General features: G+C 57.5%; 1 protein-coding gene. It reads right to left on the bottom strand.

The features are described 5' to 3' along the window. On the bottom strand, positions 1-287 hold a 287-nt coding region (locus E4631_RS25765), incomplete at both ends, for a nucleotidyltransferase domain-containing protein (RefSeq protein ID WP_205704327.1).

The raw sequence follows: 287 nt of genomic DNA, 5'->3' as shown, positions 1-287 counted from the left end.
GGCCAGAATATCGTTACGCTGCCATTCGCCAAACTGCAGCTCACGTTTCGCCGGATAACGCCACGGAATAATGTCATCATGCACCACGATGGTCACTTCCACCGCACGCAGAATTTCGCTTTCACCCGGGCTCGCGCTGGTTTCCAGCAGATCGTTAATCAGCGCACGACGGGTGGTTTCATCCAGACGCACGGTCACGGTCACCAGCAGATCAATATCGCTATGCGGTTTCAGGCCGCCATCCACCGCGCTGCCATACAGATGCACGGCCAGCAGGGTCGGTTCCA

It is taken from the genome of Hymenobacter sp. UV11, assembly GCF_004684095.1.
Taxonomy (GTDB): domain Bacteria; phylum Bacteroidota; class Bacteroidia; order Cytophagales; family Hymenobacteraceae; genus Hymenobacter.
The sequence above is the reverse complement of the archived record's forward strand: the minus strand, read 5'-3'. Positions and strand labels throughout refer to the sequence as shown.